The sequence below is a fragment of the Sphingobium sp. D43FB genome (assembly GCF_002312805.1).
Lineage (GTDB): Bacteria > Pseudomonadota > Alphaproteobacteria > Sphingomonadales > Sphingomonadaceae > Sphingobium.
Genome location: NZ_NMUA01000008.1, coordinates 109,983 through 125,356 on the forward strand (window position 1 = coordinate 109,983; position 15,374 = coordinate 125,356).

Here is a 15,374-nt window from a genome sequence, read left to right on the forward strand (position 1 = left end):
TGAATCAGACATTTTCTTGCGCGTGAGCGATCCTATCGGAACGTGTCAGGCACAAGTATAGCGAAATGCGGGGCTGTAGGAAACAGGTCTCGCCTAGCTACCGTGTCCATCAGTTTCGGGAAGGCGTTCGAAGCCGAGCGGGATGGCAAGGTCGTCCCAGTGCAGGTTGCGTTCTTCGATCAGGGCGACCTTCCAGGCGCGGTTCCATTTCTTCAAACGCTTTTCGCGCCGGATCGCCTCGTCCATCGTGCCGTGCTGTTCGAACCACATCAGGCGGTTGACGCTATAATCATGGGTAAAGCCCGGCACGGCCCCGATACGATGTTGATGGATGCGCGTGATCAGGTCGGAGGTCACGCCGATGTAGAGCGTACCGTTACGCTGGCTGGCCAAGATGTAAACGCAGGGCTCGCGGAGGCGCATTCGCCCAGCCTAAACCACCCGTCGTTCCCACGAAAGTGGGAACCCATGGCGCATCGAGCGGCTGGCATGCGGTTGCGCAATGAGGGGGCGATTTGGGGCGACCCGATCATGCGACGCCTATCAAGGTGGAGGGGGATAGTTGGGTCCCCGCCTTCGCGGGGACGACGAGGATGTTGGGATTAGAGTTCGCTGTCCATCAGTTTGGGGAAGAAGCCTTCATGCGCAGCGCGCAGGTCGGCGAGCTTCCATGACCACTGGTTTGGGCCACCATAGATTGAGATTGTCTTGCCACTTACGGAACCCAACCATTTGCAAGCCAGTCCCGTCTTATGCGCTCGGTCAGCGACGCTGCTCCAGATTTCCTTTGGCACGGCCAGCACATATCGACCTTGGTCTTCGCCAAACATCATCGTTCTCAGCCGAAGGTTATCTTCAAGGTGGTCGCTTTTGAACGAAGGGTCCAACCTAGCACCAAGCCCACTAGCCAATCCCATTTCGACAATCGCGATTAGCAGGCCGCCATCGGAAATGTCGTGAACGGCCGAAATACACTGTTCTGCGATGAGTGTCCGGATAAACTCACCTGCAAGGCGCTCCTGCTGAAGATCGACGGGTGGAGGCGACCCCGCTTCTAGCCCGTGTATTTCGCGCAGCCAAAGCGATTGTCCAAGGTCCGTTCCATACCCCTTGCCGCCAACGACGAGAAGAACATCCCCTTCATTCTTGAACGCGACCGTCGCCATCACATCCACATCGGCCAGCAAGCCGATCCCGCCGATGGCAGGGGTCGGCAGGATCGCACTCCCGCCGCCGGTCGCCTTGCTCTCATTATAGAGCGACACATTGCCGCTCACGATCGGGAAGTCCAATGCGCGGCAAGCGTCGCCCATGCCATCCAGACAACCCGTCAATTGCGCCATGATTTCGGGGCGCTGCGGGTTGGCGAAGTTGAGGCAGTTGGTCACCGCCAGCGGCGTCGCGCCGACCGCGCTCAGGTTGCGATAGCATTCGGCGATCGCCTGCTTGCCGCCTTCATAGGGGTCGGCATAGCAATAGCGCGGGGTGCAATCGGTGCTGATTGCGATGCCCTTGTTCGATCCATGGACGCGCACGACCGCTGCGTCGCCGCCGGGGCGCTGGACGGTGTCGGCACCGACCATATGGTCATATTGTTCCCAGATCCAGCGGCGGCTGGCGATGTCGGGGCTGCCCATCAGTTTGAGCAGGTCCGCGCCGATGTCGGTGGAATCGGGGATGTCGCCGAGCGGCTTCACGCCTGACCAGGCCTTATAGTCGTCCATCGGCATCGACGGACGATCATAGAGCGGCGCGTCGTCGGCCAGCGGGGCGAGCGGAATGTCGCACACGGTTTCGCCATGATGGACCAACACCATGCGGCCGCTGTCGGTGACTTCGCCGATGATCGCGAAATCCAGTTCCCATTTGTGGAAAATGGCTTCGGCAAAGGCTTCGCGGCCGGGCTTCAACACCATCAACATGCGCTCCTGCGATTCGGAGAGCATCATTTCATAGGCGGTCATGCCGGTTTCGCGCTGCGGCACGGCATCCATGTTGAGCAGGAGGCCGACGCCGCCCTTCGACGCCATTTCGACGCTGGAGGAGGTGAGGCCCGCCGCGCCCATATCCTGAATCGCGACGATCGCGTCCGACGCCATCAGTTCAAGGCAGGCTTCGATCAGCAGCTTTTCGGTGAAGGGATCGCCGACCTGCACGGTGGGGCGCTTGGCGTCGGCGTCGTCGCCGAAATCGGCGCTGGCCATGGTCGCGCCATGGATGCCGTCGCGCCCGGTCTTGGAGCCGACATAGACGATGCTATTGCCCACGCCCGATGCGGCGCTGTAGAAGATCTTGTCGGTGTCGGCGATGCCCACGGTCATGGCGTTGACCAGGATATTGCCGTCATAAGCGGGGTGGAAATTCACTTCGCCGCCGACAGTCGGCACGCCCACGCAATTGCCATAGCCGCCAATGCCGCGCACGACGCCACTGATCAGGTGGCGCATCTTGGGATGGTCGGGCCGCCCGAAGCGCAGCGCGTTCATGTTGGCGATCGGTCGCGCGCCCATGGTGAACACGTCGCGCAGGATGCCGCCAACGCCCGTCGCCGCGCCCTGATAGGGTTCGATATAGCTGGGGTGGTTGTGGCTCTCCATCTTGAAGATCGCCGCCTGCCCATCGCCAATATCCACGACGCCGGCATTTTCGCCGGGCCCGCAAATCACCTGCGGGCCGGTGGTCGGCAGCTTCATCAGGTGGATCTTGGAGGATTTATACGAGCAATGCTCCGACCACATGACCGAGAATATGCCGAGTTCCGTCAGGTTCGGCTCGCGGCCGATTGCGTTCAAGACGCGGTCATATTCTTCCGGGCTGAGGCCATGTTCGGCGACGATTTCCGGGGTGATCTGGGTGGCGGTGCTGGACATGCCGCGCCTTTAGCGGGGGCGTGGGCGGAGGGCAATGGCGGCGTGCATGCTTTGGTGGACATGCGTCGATCGGGCGGGAGAAACGGGATAAGAAGTGGGCGCGCCTTTTCCGCGCTTGCCTGCTGCCATTGCGCGCAGAGGCGCAGAGACATGAGGAGCGTGTCGGCGTTCTCTGGATGGCGAGAAATGGTGGAAAGCGGATTCGATTGGCAGACCTGCGGAATGCCTTCTGCCGACATGACCCTGACTGCGTTACAGTCACATCCTCGCGGATAGAAGGCCTGAGTTAACATTGCCGTGGTCCGGCCGCGACATGTGAGGGGCTTGCTTCCGACGCCGCGCCCGCCCATGTCATATCATCTGACGGCGTTGTTAGCCCTGACAAAGTTTATGCCATATGCAGGAGAGAGACGGACATGCGCTGGAGCGACAACGACGCAGAAGCTATTCACTTGGCTCGTTTGAACGAAACAATGCCGCTCGGCGGTATCGTACGCGTCATTATGAAGGACGGGATTCTCGTTGAGGGTGCAGTGCGCGGGTGCTACGTCGGCAACAACGGCAACGAGGGCTACAGCTGGCGCTATCGCGGGTCCATCACGATCCAGTGTCTAAACGAGAGCATCCATGAGTTCGACCTTCTTGACGTCGCTAGATTCGAGGACGTAACCAAAGAACGTGGTGCGCTCTACGAAGAAGCTGGCCTAATCATGTTTGTCGATAATCTGCTCTAAAGTGCGCTGAGCGACGCGCTTAACGTCGAGTGGGTATTGTGCAGTCTTCTGCGACGCATCGAACTTAATGTCGGTAAATGGGCGAAGCCCCCCAATGCGCAGACAAGAAAAAGGCCGGACCGTTAGGGGCGGTCCGGCCTGGAAATGGTTGAAAGGATCAGGTCGCCTTAAACGTGGCAGGCCTGCGCGCTCTTGCCAGGGACGGTGATGGTGACATTGTCGCCCGAACCGTCGATGGTGTAGCCGCCCTCGGCGGTGAAGGGCTGACCGGCTTCGGCCGCCTTCAGCGTGGTGGCTGCGCCGCCCTTTTCGGTGCGCAGCAGCGCGGTCTTGTCGTCGCTCATATAGTCGACGAACAGCAAGCTGTTGTCCTTGCAGCGGAACTGCTTGTTGGCCTTGACCGACGGCGGCAGCTCGACGGGCGCGGCATTGGCGAGTTCCGCAGCCATCGGGTCGGCGGGGCCGCCCACGACTTCAGGTTCGTCATTCTGGTTGCAGGCGGACAGCAAGCCAAGGCTCGCGGCGGCGATCAGGGTGATATAAGATTTCATAGCGATCCTTTTATGTGCGTGTGCAGCATGATGCGTCAACGCAAAACTGCGCTATTCCCGCCATGCGCTTGATATGACGTCATGCCGCAGTGCAGTCAGTGGACTGTCCGAACCATAAGGCATATGCCCGATTGTCCGCTGCGGGCTTGACCGGGCGAGCGGTGGCGGTCAATGCATGGCCATGGCCACCGACAGCAGCACGCAAGCCCCGGACCCCACCCAGCTTTCGTTCGAGGATGCGTTACGCGCCCTCGAATCGATCGTGCGCAGGCTCGAAAGCGGCGATGTGCCGCTCGATGAGTCGATCTCGCTCTATGCCCAGGGGGAAGCGTTGCGCAAACGCTGTGCCGACCGGCTGCAGGCCGCCGAGGCGCGGATCGCCAAGCTGACGGTCGACGCCAATGGCGCGGTGACCGGCGCGCAGCCGTTCGGCGCGGACTAAGCGGCATGGGGGGGGATGTTTCGTCGGCGGCGTTGCTGACCAGCCGATCGCGCGATGTCGCCGCGCGGATCGATCATGCGTTCGACCTGCTCTTGCCCGTGCCAGATGATGCGCGCGCGCGCCTCTATAAAGCGATGCGCCACGCCGCGATCGGCGGCGGCAAGCGGCTGCGGCCCCTACTGGTCGAAGCGACCTGCGACCTGTTCAACATCGCGCGCGAATCGGCGCTGCGGGTCGGCCTGGCGGTCGAGTGCATCCATGTCTATTCGCTGATCCATGACGATCTGCCCGCGATGGACGATGACGATATGCGCCGCGGCAAGCCGACCGTCCACAAGGCGTTCGACGAAGCCAGCGCCATCCTGGCGGGCGATTGCCTGCACGATGTCGCCTTCGAAATCCTGGCCGACGAACAGACTCATGCCGACCCGTTCGTGCGGATCGATCTGGTGAGGGCGCTCGCGCTGGCGAGTGGTCCGGCGGGCATGGCGGGCGGGCAGATGATGGACCTGGAGGCGGAAAAATCGCGCTTCGACCTCGCCACCGTCACGCGCCTGCAAAATCTCAAGACCGGGGCCTTGATCGCCTTCTGCGTCGAAGCGGCGGCGATCATGGCGCGCATCCCGGTGGACGCGCGCACCAGCCTGCATGGCTATGCCCGCGACATCGGCCTCGCTTTCCAGATTGCCGACGATTTGCTGGATGTCGAGGGCGACGCGGACCTCGCCGGCAAAGCGCTGGGCAAGGATGCCGCGGCGGGCAAGGAAACCTTCGTGTCGCTGCTGGGCGTCGATCGCGCACGGGCGCAGGCGCATATGCTGGTCGATCAGGCCAAGGCGCATCTGCACGGCTATGGCGCGGAGGCCGACCTGTTGCGCGCCATCGCCGACTATATCATCGAAAGGGATCGCTAAGCCCCATGAGCAAACAGCGTATCGGCGTCTATCCCGGCACCTTCGATCCCATCACCCTGGGCCATATGGACATCATCCGGCGCGGCGCGAAGCTGGTCGACAAGCTGGTGATCGGGGTCACGACCAATATCGCCAAGTCGCCCATGTTCTCCGACGAAGAGCGGTTGGACATGGTGCGGCGCGAATGTGCGGGAATCGACGCCGACATCGTCGTCATCGGTTTCAATTCGCTGTTGATGGACTTTGCCGAATCGCAAGGGGCGAGCGTCATCGTGCGTGGCCTGCGCGCCGTTGCCGACTTCGAATATGAATATCAGATGGCGGGCATGAACCAGCAGATCAATGCGCGCGTGGAAACCGTTTTCCTGATGGCGGACGTCTGCCTGCAACCGATCGCGTCGCGCCTGGTCAAGGAGATCGCGCTCTATGGCGGGCCGATCCACAAATTCGTCAGTCCCGCCGTGCGCGACGAAGTCGTGGCGCGGGTCGATGCGATAGGTCGGAAGGGCAACGTATAACGCCGCTCAGCTTGCGTTCAGTTGCCAATCGCGATCAGCGCGCTATCAGGGCGGCTTGGCCCTATGCCCATAAGATCAAGGAAGTCTGCTTCATGCGTTTCACCTGCGCGCTCAAGACCATGGCGATCGGTGTCGCCCTCGCAACCTCCGGCTTTGCCTATGCGCAGGGTGCGCCCGGTGGCGGCGGGGGTGACGAAGCGAAGCGGGCCGAGGCCGCCGTGCGCGCGCAGGACAATGCCAAGTCGCTGGAAACCGACCTGACCCCCAAGCTGCCGCCCGCGACCGTGCCGGCCGATCCGCAGAATATCTGGGATCTGGACCTGTCGACCGGCGGCCGTGTGCGCATCCAGTTGCGCCCCGACATCGCGCCTGCGCATGTCGAGCGGATCAAGGAACTGACGCGCCAGGGCTTCTATAATGGCCTCAAATTCCACCGCGTCATCCCCGGCTTCATGGCGCAGGGCGGCGACCCCAAGGGCGACGGCACCGGCGGATCGCAACTCCCTGACCTCAAGGCCGAATTCAATCCGATGCCGCATTTGCGCGGCACCCTGTCGATGGCGCGCGCGCAGAGTGAAGACAGCGCCAACAGCCAGTTCTTCATCGTCCTGCTGCCCCGGATGCAACTCGACAAGAAATATACCGTCTTCGGTCGCGTGATCGAAGGCATGCAATATGTCGATTCGATCGCGCAGGGCGAACCACCCGCCAATCCCAGCACGATCTTGCAGGCCTCGATCGAAAGTGACGGCAAGCCGCCGGTGACGACGCCGATGCCCGGCATGGCCGCCCCCGCCGCCCCCTCGATCACTGCGCCTGCACCGGAACAATAATAGGCCACAGCTTTCCGTTCGCTTCGAGCGAAGTCGAGAAGCCGCTCGCGCAGCGGCGCGCCCGTCTCGACACGAACGGTCACTGGCTTGATCACACGAAACAGATAGACCGATGCGCGTAGACCTGTTCGACTTCGACCTCCCACCGGAAAATATCGCGCTGCGCCCCGCCAGCCCGCGCGATGCCGCGCGGCTGTTGCTGGTGCCGGGGGCAGGAGACTTCGCCGACCTGACGGTACGCGACCTGCCGGGCTTGCTGCGCGCGGGTGATGTTCTGGTCTTCAACGACACCCGCGTCATTCCCGCCCAGTTGGAAGGCACGCGCGGCGAAGCGCGGATCGGCGCGACGCTGCATAAGCGCCTGGGCCTCCGCCAATGGCAGGCCTTCCTGCGCAATGCCAAGCGGGTGCGGGATGGCGACCGGATCGACTTCGGCGCAGGCGTCACCGCGATCGCCGGGCCACGCGACGAAGATGGTGGCGTGACGCTCGACTTCGAAGGCACAGAAGCGGTGGAAGTGCTGCTGGAGCGCGCGGGGCGCATGCCCTTGCCCCCCTATATCGCCAGCAAGCGCCCGACCGACGAACGCGACGTCAGCGATTATCAGACCATGTTCGCGCGCGAGGATGGCGCGGTCGCCGCCCCCACCGCCGCGCTGCATTTCACGCCGGACCTGATGGCGGCGCTGGCGCAGACTGGCGTGCTGACGGAAACGCTGACGCTGCATGTCGGCGCGGGCACCTTCCTGCCGGTCAAGGCCGACGATACCGACGACCATCGCATGCATGCCGAATGGGGTCGGATCGAACCGGCCACCGCCGACCGGCTGAACGCCGCGCGCGCGGCGGGCGGTCGCCTGATCGCGGTCGGCACGACGTCCCTGCGCCTGCTGGAAAGCGCGGCGAGCGAAGACGGCATCATCCATCCCTTTGCCGACGAAACCCGCATTTTCATCACCCCCGGCTACCGCTTCCGCGCGATCGACGGGCTGATGACGAATTTCCACCTGCCCAAATCAACCCTGTTCATGCTGGTCTCGGCGCTGATGGGCCGCGACCGGATGCAGGCCGCCTATGCCCATGCCATCGGCAGCGGTTATCGTTTCTATAGCTATGGCGATTCGAGTTTGCTGTTGCCCGCTGGGTAAGGGGCATAATTCAAAATATGTCCCAGACCGCTGATCGGTAGCCCAGTCGCTTGCGGTCCGCCGCGCTCCACTGATTGCGATGAAACATCAGGTCGAAGGCTGTGTTGCCCGCCGTATCCGCGCGCAGGGTTTCGGTCGCGCGCTGGAGTTTATGGATGACATGCGCGTCGGGCACATAATAGATTTTCTTGCCGGTAAACGTCCGCATCAAGTCGCAATAGGCCCGGTCGGAGCGGTAGTGGCGGCCGAATTCAGCGTCCAGCGGCCCTATGCTCTCAATGACCGGACGCCGGATATAGGCAGCGAAAAAGGGTGCATAATGGAGTTCGACCGGCCCACCATCATGATAGACATCAACCCGCAGGATGTTTCGATGATGGGCAGAAAGGTTGACGTCGGCCGCATAGGCAGGATTGGCATAGGGCGCATGTTGTTGCACCGTCTTGGTGCCCGGCGGCAGAATCTGGCGCGGCACCGTGATGCCCGCGTCAGCCAGGGCGAAGGCCGCTTGCTGCAAAGCCTGCACTGATCCTGGCTGCACGATGGCATCATTGTTCAGCAGCAAAATGTCGGCGTCGGCGCGCGCAATGGCAATGCCTTGGTTGACGGCATAGCTGAAGCCGTAATTCTCGTTATTCTCGATCAATCGCAACTGCCCCGCATCCCGGCGTTGGCGCAGCCGATCAACAACATCGTGATCCGATCCGTTGTCGACGACGATGATCTCCAACTGGCCCTTCCAATCGCGCGCGCAGAGCGCATCCAGGCACTGATTGATATCCTCCAATGATTGCCAGTTGGGAATGATGACGCTGACCGGATGGTGAAGGTCGCTCAGATCTTGCTTGGACAGGCGGGCCGCCATGCGATCTTGGAATTCGCGTCTTAATAATGTCATGTCATTGGGGCGATCATGGACGCGCGTGACCTGATTTTCCGCGCGATCGAAATGATATTGGGTCAACAGGACGGGAACGGTCCACAAACTCGCTTTGTCCATGATGCGCAGGATGAAATCGAAATCGACATAGCGGATCAACTGTTCGTTCAGTCCACCGATGTCGGCGACGAGGCTACGGCGATGGGCAAGCGAGTTGAGATCAATATAATTATTATTTTCCACCAGTGCCTTGTTCAAATGACCGTATCGAGCGGCAAAGGGCTCCTTGTCATTACCGCGAAACAGGAATTGGCCCGTGGCGATCGCGTCGGCTTCGGGCAGTTCCACGAAGGCACCGACGGTAGCGGCAAGATACCGATCGTCCCACATATTATCGCTGTCGAGATAGGCAATGATCTGCCCGTCGGACAATGTCACACCGATATTGCGCGCTTTGCACTGCCCGCCATTGCGTGACAAAGGAATGAGTCGGATGCGGGGGTCGTCTATGCCGCGAATGACGGCGACGCTGTCATCCTCGCTGCCGTCATCGATGATGATCAATTCAAAATTGCGATATTGCTGGGACGAGATCGACTGGATCGCTTCGCCTAGAATGTCGGCACGATTATAGATCGGCATGATCACTGACACGAGCGGCGGCTGTTCAAGCGCCAGCGCCTGTCGGGCGAGATGATCGGCGATATTCTCCATCACGGCGAAACAGCGCTTGTCCTCATCCATGAAGGGCACGGGAATCATCGGCTGGATCATCGAGCAGCGGAGAAATTCGTCAAAATTCCTGTAGGCTCGTATTGGCCGTTCCCATCGACAACTGCGGGTCGTGACCAACTGGCCCGTGGCGGCGTCGATCAGCGCGATGTCATGCGTGCTACCATCGACCAGGTTGCGCGGGACATTGACGTGAAAGGCGTGCCGTCCTTCGTTGATGTTATTATCCTTCAAGTCCTGGCGAAAGACCGAGGCGATGACGCGGATTTCCACATTTTCGCAGCGCAGGATGACATCGCGCGGGCAGGGGTCATCTGGCGCGGCGAGCCAGCCTCTTATCACGGCCGCGCGGGGATGGAGATCAAGGCTTCCCTGCAACGGCCTGGGGCGTGCCCGTGACCTGGCGATGGCCAGAGTCGCAAGGGTCTGTTTGATCGATACGACCTCCCTTGGCAGGTCATGGGGGAATGCGGTTTCAACGGCGAGGCGAGGGGAAAAGCCGCACGTGTCGCTCAATAATATCTGGCCGCCCATGATCGTCGCCACCATGCCGAACATGCGTTCGAGTGCATGCGCCGACAGGCCATCATCGGTATAGGATGCTTCTTCAAAATCGATTGGACATTGCGCGATGGCATCCAGGATGGAGCGCCGGAACCAGAAGCAGGATCCAGCGATAAAGCCCCAATCCTCCTTTCGAAAATCAAAATCATTCAATATCGACCCAAATAAATTTTCAATATTAGGTCCATTTTTGAACAAGTTCTTCGGGCCGTAAAGATATAGGTGTCGCGATCCGGCAATCAGTATGTTCGGAAAATTCCTAAAATATTCGATAATATGTCCGACATGATGGCTCGAAGATGAAACGCCCTGCAACAGTGTTTTTCGCCATTCTTCTGGTTCTTTCAGACCCTTCTTGGAATGTATTTTGCACAGGAAATCATATTTGGAGAGATCGACCATAGTGCGCAGTTGCAACAGGGCACCGAAATCCTGCCCTATATTTTTTACGGGGAATAATCGCGCATGGGGGAAGGATCGCTCGATATAGGATCGTTGCGCTGAATCGATGTCGTTTGAAAATGTAACGAATTGATCGGTCTCGTCAGGAAAAAAATCGACATGTCGTCGTATTTCTTCGACTGTATCGATATGCCATATATGCAATATCAGCGCATTATCGGACATGATATGATCAGAGTTTCCAATTCCTGGCCCAGAATAGTTACGTTCGCCTTGTTGAAACATCGGACTTCCGTAGATGGGATGACAGAATTGGTGGTAGGCTAGTCGTTATTATTGATCCAAATCAACAGAATTCATTTAGGTCAGACCTTCGTGCGAGATACGACGGCAGGTTCTGCGACTATTTCCCCACGAAAAGGAACCCCACCGCGCCCATGATGCAGGCGAAGGCGGCGAGGTGGCGCCAGTGGAGGGGTTCGCCCAGCACGGTGACCATGAAGCCGCCGAAAATGACCAGCGCGATCGCTTCCTGTGCGACCTTCAACTGTCCCGCGCTCCAGCCATGTGCATAGCCGATGCGGTTGGCGGGAACGGCAAAACAATATTCGACCAGCGCGATGCCCCAGCTGATCAGGATGACCAGCAGGATCGGCTTTTCCATCCCGCCCTTGAGGTGCCAATACCAGGCGATGGTCATGAAGACATTGGAGATGATCAGCAGGGCGATGGTCGGCATAGGGGCCTCTTTTGGGACGGGCGAACGCTTTGGCACCGCGCACGGCGGCGGCGCAAGCGATCGTGCAAAAAGACCGTTGCAAGCGCCAAATCCCTCGCCTATAGGCAGCGCTCCTTTGGGGCCTTAGCTCAGCTGGGAGAGCGCGTCGTTCGCAATGACGAGGTCAGCGGTTCGATCCCGCTAGGCTCCACCAACCCCTCCCTTTGGGGTTGCTCGAAGGACTTTACCGCCAGCGCCCTGCGCGCCTAAGGCGGTCTCATGACAGATATGGAAGATCGCAGCCGTCCGGCTGCCACCGTCGTGATCGTGCGCGACCGGGCCGATGGGCCGCCGGATATATTGATGATGGAACGGGCCAGCACCATGGCCTTTGCCGCAGGCGCGCTCGTCTTTCCGGGCGGCGCGGTCGATGCGGACGATCATGATCTGGCCGCGCGGATCGATCACGGACTGGAGCAGGACGAGGCCGCCGCACGCATCGCCGCGATTCGCGAAACGATCGAGGAAGCCGGGCTGGGCGTTGGCTTGCATGGCGTGGTGGACGCCGCCACCGTGCTGCGCCTGCGCGACGGCTTGCGCGAAGGCGTGGGCCTAGGGGCGTTGCTCGATCGGCATCGGCTGGAAGTCGCGTTCGATGCGCTGACGCCCTTTGCCCGCTGGCATCCCGCGCCCTTCGATCAGGCAACGCGGATCTTCGACACGCGCTTCTACATCGCCCGCGCGCCGGACGGACAGATGGCCACCGTCGACACGACCGAAAATGTAAAACTGTTCTGGAGCGGCGCGACGGCCACGCTGGCGCAATGCGATGCGGGGGAGGGGAAGGTGATTTATCCGACGCGGCGCAATCTGGAGCGGCTGGCCCTGTGCGCCAACCATGCCGAACTGGTCGCCCATGCGCGCGCCTATCCTGTCGAAAAAGTACGGCCCTGGCAGGAGGAGCGCGACGGCGAGCGCCATTTATGCATCCCCGATCATCTGGGATATCCGATCACGTCGGAACCTATGGGGCAGGTCAGGCGTGCTTGAGCCATGCGCAAACTTCATGTGACCCTTCGCCGGCTCGTCCTGCTCGCCGTCCTGCTGTTTCTCCTGCTGCTCGGCTATGCGCTGGTGCGGCAGCGGCCGCAGGACATGCCGTGGACTGAGCTGGACCTCAGCCAACCGATCGGCATGTTCACCGGGCGCAAGCTGACGGCGCTGACCGGTGACGCCGCGCAATGCCGCGCGCTGCTCGACCGGGCGGGCGTCGATTATGTCGCGGTGCAGCCGGGTGGCGCGGACCAATGCGCCTATGCCGACGCGGTGCGGTTGCGCGCGGAAAAGGATGCGATCGCGCTGGCCCCGGCGTCGGTCGCGCCGTCCTGCCCGGTCGTCGCCGCGCTCAAACTATGGGAGTGGCAGGTCGTGCAGCCCGCCGCCCAGCGCATCTACGGCCAGTCGGTACGGTCCGTGCGCCATCTGGGCAGCTATAGCTGTCGCCGCATGTATGGCCGCAGCCAAGGCGATTTCAGCGAACATGCGACCGCCGACGCGCTCGACGTGGCCGACTTCACCCTGGCCGACGGCCGCAGCATCAGCGTGCTGCGCGACTGGAAAGGTGAGGGCGAGGATGCGCAATTCCTGCGCGCCGTGCGCGACGGGGCGTGCGACCTGTTTGCGACCGTCCTGTCACCCGACTATAATGCCGCGCACCGCGACCATTTTCATCTCGACCAGGCCGAACGCGGCGCAATGGGGGGACGGGCCTGCCGGTAGGGGCCGCAAGGCTTAGATTGGCTCATTCGTCATAATAGACCAAGCTGCCCCGTGTGATATCCGTCAGTTACCGGAAAATGTCCAAGAACCAAAAGCTCGTCGTTCTGCCGAGTTACCTACGCTGCAGCCCCTTCAGGACACAAAAGCCTTTTCCACTGCGCCGATAGCCTGTTGTAGAGATTGGGCACGGCTACAATCCATGCCGCATTTCTCCTGCTGCGACCGCAGATTTCGCAACAGATCGCGTGCTGTATCCGCATTGCCGAGACGGATTTCCGCAATCGCCAGACCAGACACCGCACCGACATGGCGGTAGTGGCCCATTTTTACCAAAGTGCGGAAGTAGCGCTTCGCCGTTTCAGCATCGCCGACGCCCAGTGAAGCAACAGCTTTCAGGAATCGGGTCTGGCGATTGGCAGAGCGGGCTATACTGTCGGTGAGCATCGCGTCAGCTTCAGCATAGCGACCGTCAGAAATAAGGACGCTGGCGGCTTTGGCGGCTGAGACATCATAAGAGCGACCGCCCAGGTCTGTTGGTGTAGTGGTATCGCCCGTGCTGTTAGCCGAAAAAGCGTAAAGGCCGGACGATGTCACGGGGCCTTGCACGACCTGCGCCATTGCCGGCGTCGCTAAAGCGCAACAGAGGGATGTCAGGAAAGCCAATCGCATCGCATGCTCCTTCTCTATTAAAGAGAAGCTACGCGCATGTGAGTGGCGAGTCAAAACGCTTTTTAAACGGACATGCTTTGATATACATCGCGGCGATTGGACCGTGACCTACTGCCCAAACCCCGCATCCCGCGCCAACGCCACGGCTTCGCGCGCCGCTGCCAGCAACGCACCGCTCTTGGCCTCGCACTCACGCTGCTCATAATCGGGGTTCGAATCCGCGACGATGCCTGCACCGGCCTGCACATGCATCACGCCATCCTTCAACACCGCGGTGCGCAGCACGATGCAGCTGTCCATATTGCCGTCCGGCCCGAAATAGCCGACGCCGCCAGCATAGGCCCCGCGCGTTTCGGGTTCCAGCTCGGCGATGATCTCGCACGCGCGCACCTTGGGCGCGCCGGACACGGTGCCCGCCGGAAAGCCAGCGAACAGGGCGTCGAGCGCGTCCTTCTCTGGCGACAGGCGGCCGACCACGTTGGACACGATATGCATGACATGGCTGTAAAATTCGACGGTGTAGCTGTCGGTCACGGTCACGCTGCCAGCGGTCGCTACCCGGCCGACATCGTTGCGGCCAAGGTCGAGCAGCATCAGATGTTCGGCCCGCTCCTTGGGATCGGCGAGCAGGCTTTCGCGGTTCGCGGCGTCCTCCACGGCGTTCTTGCCGCGCGGGCGCGTGCCTGCGATCGGCCGGATCGTGACTTCGCCATCGCGCGCCCGGACCAGGATTTCGGGGCTTGACCCGATAAGCGCGAAGCCGGGCAGGTCGAGATAATAGAGGAAGGGCGAGGGATTGATCCGCCGCAGTGCCCGATAAAGCGCGATCGGCGGCAGGGTGAAGGGGCTGGTGAAACGCTGTGCCAGCACCACCTGAAAAATGTCGCCCGCCACGATATATTCTTTGGCGCGATCGACCATGGCGGCATAGCGGCCCGGCTCCAGCACCGGCGTCACGGCGATGTCGGCAATGTCGGCCGGGGCGGGGAGGGCCGGGATCGGTGCAGCCAGCCGCGCGGCGGTCGCTTCGATCCGCTCCAACGCCTGCGCGATGGCGCGATCCGCGTCGGCAAAACTGCCCTTCCACACCGGCGCGACCAGATAGAGCTGGTCGGCCAGGCGATCGAAGATCAGAATGACGGTCGGCCGCACGAACAGCATGTCGGGCAGGTCGATCGGATTGGGGGCAGGGCGGGGCAGTTTCTCGACCAGGCCCACCGTCTCATAGCCGAAATAGCCGACCAGACAGGCCAGCGCTGCGGGCAGCGCCGGGTCCATCTCTGCCCGGCATTCGGCGACCAGATCGCGCAAGGCGTCCAGCGCGGCCGCCTCCAGCGGCGCAAAGGTGTCGCGGTCGGTCGCCCAGTGACGGTTGATCGCGGCGCTCTGCCCATGGGCGCGAAACACCAGGTCGGGGGCCAGGCCGATCAGGCTGTAGCGGCCGCGCACCGCGCCGCCCTCGACCGATTCGAGCAGATAGTCGCCGCGATCGGCCTCGAACAATTTGAGCGCGGCGGAGATCGGCGTGTCGGTGTCGGCAATCTGCCGCCGCCACACCAGCGCGGACTCGCCGCGTTCCAACGCCGCCCGCGCCGCTGCGTCGCCCCCGCCTGCGATCATC

15 protein-coding genes and 1 tRNA gene are annotated in these 15,374 nt (G+C 61.5%); 9 read left to right on the forward strand and 7 right to left on the reverse strand.

The genetic code is table 11. The annotated features are described in order from the left end of the window. Window positions 1-93: 93 nt before the first annotated feature. Together SxD43FB_RS09190 and purL are read right to left on the reverse strand one after the other, a co-directional pair. Window positions 94-423, reverse strand: a complete 330-nt coding sequence (locus tag SxD43FB_RS09190; protein ID WP_096061913.1) for a GIY-YIG nuclease family protein — start codon at window positions 421-423, stop codon at window positions 94-96. Window positions 424-602: 179 nt separating this feature from the next. Beyond that, complete coding sequence (purL, locus tag SxD43FB_RS09195; RefSeq protein WP_096061914.1) at window positions 603-2,870, reverse strand: phosphoribosylformylglycinamidine synthase subunit PurL; 2,268 nt, start codon at window positions 2,868-2,870, stop codon at window positions 603-605. A 416-nt stretch (window positions 2,871-3,286) separates the two neighbouring features. Between purL and SxD43FB_RS09200 the strand changes: the two genes are divergently transcribed. Then, window positions 3,287-3,604 (forward strand): hypothetical protein, encoded by a 318-nt coding sequence (locus tag SxD43FB_RS09200; protein WP_096061915.1) that lies wholly within the window; start codon window positions 3,287-3,289, stop codon window positions 3,602-3,604. A 167-nt stretch (window positions 3,605-3,771) separates the two neighbouring features. On the opposite strand, the gene SxD43FB_RS09205 is transcribed toward SxD43FB_RS09200, so the two are convergent. Beyond that, window positions 3,772-4,155 carry a hypothetical protein gene (locus SxD43FB_RS09205; protein WP_037476478.1) on the reverse strand — a complete coding sequence of 128 codons (384 nt, stop codon included), beginning with the start codon at window positions 4,153-4,155 and terminating at the stop codon, window positions 3,772-3,774. 181 nt (window positions 4,156-4,336) lie between these two features. Between SxD43FB_RS09205 and SxD43FB_RS09210 the strand changes: the two genes are divergently transcribed. From SxD43FB_RS09210 to queA, 5 genes are all read left to right on the forward strand, one after another. Beyond that, entirely contained in the window at window positions 4,337-4,597 is a 261-nt protein-coding gene (locus SxD43FB_RS09210) for an exodeoxyribonuclease VII small subunit (RefSeq protein ID WP_037476479.1), read from the forward strand. A 5-nt stretch (window positions 4,598-4,602) separates the two neighbouring features. Then, window positions 4,603-5,511, forward strand: a complete 909-nt coding sequence (locus SxD43FB_RS09215; RefSeq protein ID WP_096061916.1) for a farnesyl diphosphate synthase — start codon at window positions 4,603-4,605, stop codon at window positions 5,509-5,511. A gap of 5 nt (window positions 5,512-5,516) precedes the next feature. Continuing rightward, entirely contained in the window at window positions 5,517-6,029 is a 513-nt protein-coding gene (gene coaD / locus SxD43FB_RS09220) for a pantetheine-phosphate adenylyltransferase (RefSeq protein WP_096061917.1), read from the forward strand. Between the two features lie 92 nt (window positions 6,030-6,121). Then, window positions 6,122-6,862 carry a peptidylprolyl isomerase gene (locus SxD43FB_RS09225; RefSeq protein ID WP_069066529.1) on the forward strand — a complete coding sequence of 247 codons (741 nt, stop codon included), beginning with the start codon at window positions 6,122-6,124 and terminating at the stop codon, window positions 6,860-6,862. A 112-nt stretch (window positions 6,863-6,974) separates the two neighbouring features. Continuing rightward, window positions 6,975-8,009 carry a tRNA preQ1(34) S-adenosylmethionine ribosyltransferase-isomerase QueA gene (gene queA / locus SxD43FB_RS09230; protein WP_096061918.1) on the forward strand — a complete coding sequence of 345 codons (1,035 nt, stop codon included), beginning with the start codon at window positions 6,975-6,977 and terminating at the stop codon, window positions 8,007-8,009. Between the two features lie 10 nt (window positions 8,010-8,019). Here the strand turns inward: queA and SxD43FB_RS09235 are convergent, their stop codons facing one another. Further along, window positions 8,020-10,872, reverse strand: a complete 2,853-nt coding sequence (locus tag SxD43FB_RS09235) for a glycosyltransferase (protein ID WP_096061919.1) — start codon at window positions 10,870-10,872, stop codon at window positions 8,020-8,022. Window positions 10,873-10,990: 118 nt separating this feature from the next. Then, window positions 10,991-11,326, reverse strand: a complete 336-nt coding sequence (locus SxD43FB_RS09240) for a DMT family protein (protein WP_037476486.1) — start codon at window positions 11,324-11,326, stop codon at window positions 10,991-10,993. A 117-nt stretch (window positions 11,327-11,443) separates the two neighbouring features. Here SxD43FB_RS09240 and SxD43FB_RS09245 point away from each other — a divergent pair. The 3 genes from SxD43FB_RS09245 (at window position 11,444) to SxD43FB_RS09255 (ending at window position 13,084) form a co-directional block, all read left to right on the forward strand. Then, window positions 11,444-11,519, forward strand: a tRNA-Ala gene (locus SxD43FB_RS09245). A gap of 65 nt (window positions 11,520-11,584) precedes the next feature. Next, window positions 11,585-12,355 carry an NUDIX domain-containing protein gene (locus SxD43FB_RS09250; RefSeq protein WP_096061920.1) on the forward strand — a complete coding sequence of 257 codons (771 nt, stop codon included), beginning with the start codon at window positions 11,585-11,587 and terminating at the stop codon, window positions 12,353-12,355. A 3-nt stretch (window positions 12,356-12,358) separates the two neighbouring features. Next, window positions 12,359-13,084 (forward strand): extensin family protein, encoded by a 726-nt coding sequence (locus tag SxD43FB_RS09255; protein WP_096061921.1) that lies wholly within the window; start codon window positions 12,359-12,361, stop codon window positions 13,082-13,084. 132 nt (window positions 13,085-13,216) lie between these two features. On the opposite strand, the gene SxD43FB_RS09260 is transcribed toward SxD43FB_RS09255, so the two are convergent. Continuing rightward, a complete protein-coding gene (locus SxD43FB_RS09260; RefSeq protein ID WP_141249482.1) occupies window positions 13,217-13,753 on the reverse strand; it encodes a hypothetical protein in 537 nt (178 codons plus the stop codon). A 108-nt stretch (window positions 13,754-13,861) separates the two neighbouring features. Next, complete coding sequence (gene trpE, locus SxD43FB_RS09265; RefSeq protein ID WP_096061968.1) at window positions 13,862-15,373, reverse strand: anthranilate synthase component I; 1,512 nt, start codon at window positions 15,371-15,373, stop codon at window positions 13,862-13,864. Window position 15,374 lies beyond the last annotated feature (1 nt).